Source organism: Duganella vulcania, from assembly GCF_009857655.1.
Classification (GTDB): Bacteria; Pseudomonadota; Gammaproteobacteria; order Burkholderiales; family Burkholderiaceae_D; genus Rugamonas; species Rugamonas vulcania.
This window is the reverse complement of the sequence record NZ_WWCX01000184.1, coordinates 1-5,340: the sequence shown is the minus strand read 5'-3', so window position 1 is coordinate 5,340 and position 5,340 is coordinate 1. Positions and strand designations below refer to the sequence as shown.

8 protein-coding genes are annotated in these 5,340 nt (G+C 65.1%); 5 read left to right on the top strand and 3 right to left on the bottom strand.

All coding sequences use genetic code 11. The features are described 5' to 3' along the window. Nucleotides 1–142: 142 nt before the first annotated feature. Nucleotides 143–724, bottom strand: coding sequence for a malonic semialdehyde reductase (locus GTP90_RS34765; protein ID WP_161087787.1), 582 nt, complete (start codon nt 722–724; stop codon nt 143–145). A 72-nt stretch (nt 725–796) separates the two neighbouring features. Here GTP90_RS34765 and GTP90_RS34760 point away from each other — a divergent pair, with 72 nt between their 5' ends. Then, complete coding sequence (locus tag GTP90_RS34760) at nt 797–1,222, top strand: DUF1841 family protein (RefSeq protein WP_161087786.1); 426 nt, start codon at nt 797–799, stop codon at nt 1,220–1,222. 52 nt (nt 1,223–1,274) lie between these two features. On the opposite strand, the gene GTP90_RS34755 is transcribed toward GTP90_RS34760, so the two are convergent. Then, entirely contained in the window at nt 1,275–1,613 is a 339-nt protein-coding gene (locus GTP90_RS34755; RefSeq protein WP_117012097.1) for a c-type cytochrome, read from the bottom strand. Between the two features lie 11 nt (nt 1,614–1,624). Beyond that, nucleotides 1,625–1,966: a c-type cytochrome gene (locus GTP90_RS34750; RefSeq protein ID WP_161087785.1), complete on the bottom strand. Its 342-nt coding sequence runs from the start codon at nt 1,964–1,966 to the stop codon at nt 1,625–1,627. Between the two features lie 208 nt (nt 1,967–2,174). Between GTP90_RS34750 and GTP90_RS34745 the strand changes: the two genes are divergently transcribed. The 4 genes from GTP90_RS34745 to GTP90_RS34730 form a co-directional block, all read left to right on the top strand. Continuing rightward, on the top strand, nt 2,175–3,029 hold the full coding sequence (locus tag GTP90_RS34745) for an AAA family ATPase (RefSeq protein ID WP_161087784.1): 855 nt from the start codon (nt 2,175–2,177) through the stop codon (nt 3,027–3,029). After that, nucleotides 3,029–3,643 (top strand): GNAT family N-acetyltransferase, encoded by a 615-nt coding sequence (locus GTP90_RS34740; RefSeq protein ID WP_161087788.1) that lies wholly within the window; start codon nt 3,029–3,031, stop codon nt 3,641–3,643. Before GTP90_RS34745 ends, GTP90_RS34740 begins: the two co-directional genes overlap by 1 nt. A 1-nt stretch (nt 3,644) precedes the next feature. Next, nucleotides 3,645–4,814: a vWA domain-containing protein gene (locus GTP90_RS34735; RefSeq protein WP_161087783.1), complete on the top strand. Its 1,170-nt coding sequence runs from the start codon at nt 3,645–3,647 to the stop codon at nt 4,812–4,814. 159 nt (nt 4,815–4,973) lie between these two features. Further along, nucleotides 4,974–5,340, top strand: a 367-nt coding sequence (locus GTP90_RS34730) for a hypothetical protein (protein ID WP_161087782.1), incomplete at its 3' end; no start/stop codon positions are given.

Genomic DNA, 5,340 nt, shown 5'->3' with positions numbered 1-5,340 from the left:
GAGGCGCCGGCCCCGGCCTGCGACAGCGCGGCGCCTGAAGCAGCGCCGGCCGAAGCGGCGCCGCCCGCCGGGCCGCAAAAGAAGATCGGCTAAACAAAAACGGGACAGTCTGACTGTCCCGTTTTTTTATGAGCGCGCCGCCTCACTCGATGCGGCAGGCCTCGGCAAACGCCAGCCGCGGCGCGCGCGGACGCAGCTTGGCGATGTCGCCGTAGCCGAGGTTGCACAGGAAGTTGGACTTGACCGGCGTGCCGGCAAAGAAGGCGGCGTCCACCTTGGCGTTGTCGAAGCCGGACATCGGTCCGCAGTCGAGGCCGATCGCGCGCGCCGCCAGGATCAAATAGCCGCCCTGCAGCGAGGCGTTGCGGAAGGCGGTGGACTGGATCGCCGCGTCGTTGCCGGCGAACCAGGAGCGGGCGTCCACCGCGGGCGACAGCTGCGGCAGCTTTTCATAGAACTCCATGTCCATGCCGATGATGACGGTGACCGGCGCGGCCATGGTCTTGTCGGCGTTGCCGGCCGACAGCGCCGGCAACAGCCGCGCCTTGGCCTCGGGCGAACGCACAAACACCAGCCGCGCCGGCGAGCCGTTGGCCGAGGTCGGCGCCCATTTCATCAGGTCGTACAGCTGCTCCAGCTGGGCGTCGCTGACGGCGCGGTCCTGCCAGCCGTTGTGGGTGCGGGCGTTGTAGAACAGGGTGTCGAGGGCGGTCTGGTCGAGCATGAGGTGATCCTTCAAGTTTGAGAAATTACGGTGGTGGCGGTACGCATTGTAGCCAGCGGGTACAATGGCGCCATGTTTAATCCATCTTCCGACGACGTGCGCCGCTTCTTTTGCGAGGTCTACCGCAAGCAGCGCGCCAACGAGATCCTGACGCCGCTAGAAACCATGGCGGGCGACTGGGTGCGCCACCATCCCGAATACCACGACCTGCTGGCCGACGTCGAGCACGCGCTCACGCGCGACTACTCGGTGGGCGGCGCGCAGGCCAATCCGTTCCTGCATTTGTCGATGCACCTGTCGATCGACGAGCAGATCTCGATCGACCAGCCACGCGGCATCCGCGACGCCGCCACCGCGCTCACGCTCAAGCTCGACGACGCGCACGCGGCGCAGCATGAAATCATGGAATGCCTGGGCGAGATGATCTGGACCGCCCAGCGCAACGGCACGCCGCCGGACGGCGACGCCTACATCGAGGCGATCAAGCGCCGCCTCTGAACAGCCGGGGTCGTGTCCGAATGTCAGACCTGACCCCATTGTTGCATTGTTGTTAGCGGTGCACCGCCAGCGTGCCTGGCAGGCTGTGCAGGTAGGCCGCCAGGTCCTTGATGTCCTGGTTGCTCAGCGGTTTGACCTGGCCGGTCATGATGGCGTTGTTGCGGCCGTTGGCGCCGTCGCCGCGCTTGTAGGCGGTCAGCGCGTGCTCCAGATAGTCCTTGTGCTGGCCCGCCAGCTTCGGATAGGCCGGGTCGATCGGGCTGTTGAAGTCCTTGCCGTGGCAGGCGAAGCAGCTGTACTTGTCGGCCAGCGCCTTGCCGGCGTCGATGTTGCCGCCGGCGATGGCGGAGAAGGAGGCGCAGCACAGCACGGCGGTGATCAGTTTTTTCATGGGCTCGCTCCTCATTTCGCGGCGGTGGCGGTGGCGGTCTGCTGCGCATAGAACGCGGCGACGTCGGCGATGTCCTGGTCCGACAGGCTGGCGGCGATGCCCTTCATCGACGGGTGCTTGCGGTCGCCCTTCTGGTACGCCTTGAGCGCGCTCTCGATATACTTGGCCGACTGGCCGCCGATCATCGGCACCTGGAACACTTCGGGGAAGGTGGCCTTGTAGCCGGGGATCCCGTGACATCCAATACACATTTCAATCTTCGCTTTGGCGTTCTGGGCATTGCCCACGAGGTCCGCCGCCGTGGCGATTTGAGCTAGGCCTGCGAGCACGAGAAGTGCGGTGATTTTTTTCATGGTATTTGCAAGGTAAGTAATCGGATACTACCGCGGATGCAAAACTTGACTTTTGCACTATTAATCTTCGATTCTAACTCAAGACTTTCTGCCGCGCCACAGAGAATCATTGCCGCCACAACACACTGTCCGGCCGCCCCACCCGAGCACCTCCTCTAGCGAACTCCCCTATACTGTCGCTACTCCCTTCTTTTTGAGACCGACACGCATGCACGCCCCACAACGCTTCGAAGGCTCCGACCAGTACGTCGCGACCCATGACCTGAAACTGGCCGTGAATGCGGCTTTGACGCTGCAACGCCCGCTGCTGATCAAGGGCGAGCCGGGCACCGGCAAGACCATGCTGGCCGAGGAGGTGGCTGCCGCGCTGGACATGCCGCTGATGCAGTGGCACATCAAGTCCACCACCAAGGCCCAGCAGGGGTTGTATGAATACGACGCCGTGTCGCGTTTGCGCGACTCCCAGCTGGGCGACGAGCGCGTGCGCGACATCCACAACTACATCGTCAAGGGCGTGCTGTGGCAAGCCTTCACCGCGCCCGAGCCGGTGGTGCTGCTCATCGACGAGATCGACAAGGCCGACATCGAGTTCCCCAACGACCTGCTGCGCGAACTGGACCGCATGGAGTTCTATGTGTACGAGACGCGCGAGATGGTGCAGGCCAAGCACCGCCCGCTGGTCATCATCACCTCCAACAACGAGAAGGAGTTGCCGGACGCCTTCCTGCGCCGCTGCTTCTTCCACTACATCAAGTTCCCCGACCGCGACACGATGGCGCAGATCGTCGCGGTGCACTACCCGCACCTGAAACAAGAACTGCTGGCGCAGGCGCTGCAGACGTTTTACGAGGTGCGCGAGGTGCCGGGCCTGAAGAAGAAGCCGTCCACCTCGGAATTCCTCGACTGGCTCAAGCTGCTGCTGGCCGAGGACCTCCCGCCCGAGGCGCTGCGCAGCCAGGACGCCAAGGCCATCGTGCCGCCGCTGCACGGCGCGCTGCTCAAGAACGAGCAGGACGTGCACCTGTTCGAGCGCCTGGTGGCGATGAACCGGGCCAACCGATGATGCACCAGCTCGCCCGCCCCGCCGCGCCGGTCGCGCCCGTCACCTTGGAATTGCACGGCGTGCGCCTCGAACCGCTCGGCCCGCAGCATGCGGACGGCCTGCGCGCGGCCGCCCACGACGGCCAGCTGTGGACGCTGCGCGTGACCTCGGTGCCCGAACCGGACCAGGTCGACGCCTACATCGCCACCGCGCTGGAGATGCGCCCCGGCCGGCTGGCGTTCGCCGTGGTCGATGTCGCCAGCGGCGCGGTGCTCGGCACCACCAGCTACCACGACATCGTGCCGGCCATCGCCCGGCTCGAGATCGGCTACACCTGGTACGCCAAGAGCCGCCAGCGCAGCCACGTCAACACCACCTGCAAGCTGCTGTTGATGACGCACGCCTTCGAGACCTTGGGCGCGGCGCTGGTGGGCCTGCGCACCGACAATTTCAACTTCGCCTCGCAGGCCGCCATCGAACGGCTGGGCGCGAAGAAGGACGGCGTGCTGCGCCACCACGCGCTGCGCCGCGACGGCACCGTGCGCGACACCGTGATGTACAGCATCGCGGCCGGCGAGTGGCCGGAGATCAAGGCGCAACTGCGCTACCAGCTGGCCCGCCACGGAACCCGCTGACATGCTGATCGACTTCTTCTTCACCCTCAAGGACGCCAAAATCCCGGTCACGATCAAGGAGTTCCTGACCCTGCTCGAGGCCATGCAGCACAGCGTCATCGGCGCCTCGATGGACGAGTTTTATTATCTGGCGCGCCTGACGCTGGTCAAGGACGAGGCCCACTTCGACAAGTTCGACCGCGCCTTCGCGCTGTACTTCAAGGGCATCAACGCCGCCTTCGAGAGCAGCGGCGCCATTCCGCTGGACTGGCTGGTGCAGCGCATGCAACGCGAGCTGAGCGAGGAGCAGAAGGCCCAGCTGGAAAAATTCGGCTACGACAAGCTGATGGACCGCCTGGCCGAGCTGCTCAGGGAGCAGAAGGAGCGCCACGAGGGCGGCAGCAAGTGGATCGGCACCGGCGGCACCTCGCCGTTCGGCAACGGCGGCACCAACCCCGAGGGCGTGCGCATCGGCGGCAAGGGCGGCAACCGCACCGCGGTCAAGGTGTGGGAGGCGCGCGCGTACAAGGACTACGACGGCGGGCGCGAGATCGGCACCCGCAACATCAAGGTGGCGCTGCGCCGGCTGCGCAAGTTCGCGCGCCAGGGCGCCGAGGACGAACTGGCGCTGGACGCCACCATCCGCGCCACCGCCAACAACGCCGGCTACCTCGACATCAAGATGCAGCCCGAGCGCAAGAACAACATCAAGGTGCTGATGCTGTTCGACGTCGGCGGCACCATGGACGACCACATCGAGCGCACCGAGGAGCTGTTCTCGGCCGCCAAGTCCGAGTTCAAGAACATGGAGTTCTTCTACTTCCACAACTGCGTGTACGACTACCTGTGGAAGAACAACCGGCGCCGCCACGCGGAGCGCTTCCCGACCTGGGACATCCTGCGCAAATACCCGCCCGACACCAAGCTGATCTTCGTGGGCGACGCCACCATGAGCCCCTACGAGGTGCTGCAGCCGGGCGGCTCGGTCGAGTACAACAACGCGGAGGCCGGCAGCGCGTGGCTGGCGCGCTTCACCAGCGCCTTCCCCAAGTTCGCCTGGCTCAATCCCGAGCCGGAGGGCGTGTGGCAGTACCGGCAGTCGGTGGCCCTCATCGGCCAGCTGATGAACGGGCGCATGTTCCCGCTGACCATGGACGGCCTGGAGCGGGCGATGCGCACGCTGAGCAAATAAACCGGGGAACACAAGTGTTGCCCGTGTAAAACAATGTAAAGATAGAACGCTACAATTTTAAACAAATATTAACTTGTCATCGTATCGTACGACGTATAGCCTGTCTTTTCTTTATGCTGTAGGCCCCCGCCCACAACGACACAAAGACCGCAGGTGTTTATGCTTCGAACAAAAAAAATCCAGCTGCGCCTGCGCAGCGTGGCGCGCCACGCCAGCCTGCGCCTGGTGTGGACCTTTTTGCTGCTGCTGGCCGCGCTGATCGTCCTGCTCGACCTCGACACCGGCGCCACCATCTCCTACTCGCCCTTCCTGGTGGCGCCGACCGCCTTGGCGGCCTGGCTGCTGGGGCGGCGCGGCGCGCTGCTGTTCGTCGTGCTCTCGAGCGCGGCCCGCGTGCTTGACTACGCCACCACCCGCGGCCAGCACGACGGCCCGGCCCTGCTGCTGTACGAGCTGCTGCAGAGCGCCGCGCTGTACGGCCTTGTCGCGCTGCTGGTGCTGTACCTGCGCGGCCGGCGCGACGCGC

Coding starts and splice junctions, on each gene's coding strand:
- GTP90_RS34750 (WP_161087785.1), bottom strand. CDS start 1,966: ATGAAAAAAATCACCGCACTTCTCGTGCTCGCAGGCCTAGCTCAAATC.
- GTP90_RS34760 (WP_161087786.1), top strand. CDS start 797: ATGTTTAATCCATCTTCCGACGACGTGCGCCGCTTCTTTTGCGAGGTC.
- GTP90_RS34765 (WP_161087787.1), bottom strand. CDS start 724: ATGCTCGACCAGACCGCCCTCGACACCCTGTTCTACAACGCCCGCACC.
- GTP90_RS34735 (WP_161087783.1), top strand. CDS start 3,645: ATGCTGATCGACTTCTTCTTCACCCTCAAGGACGCCAAAATCCCGGTC.
- GTP90_RS34745 (WP_161087784.1), top strand. CDS start 2,175: ATGCACGCCCCACAACGCTTCGAAGGCTCCGACCAGTACGTCGCGACC.
- GTP90_RS34740 (WP_161087788.1), top strand. CDS start 3,029: ATGCACCAGCTCGCCCGCCCCGCCGCGCCGGTCGCGCCCGTCACCTTG.
- GTP90_RS34755 (WP_117012097.1), bottom strand. CDS start 1,613: ATGAAAAAACTGATCACCGCCGTGCTGTGCTGCGCCTCCTTCTCCGCC.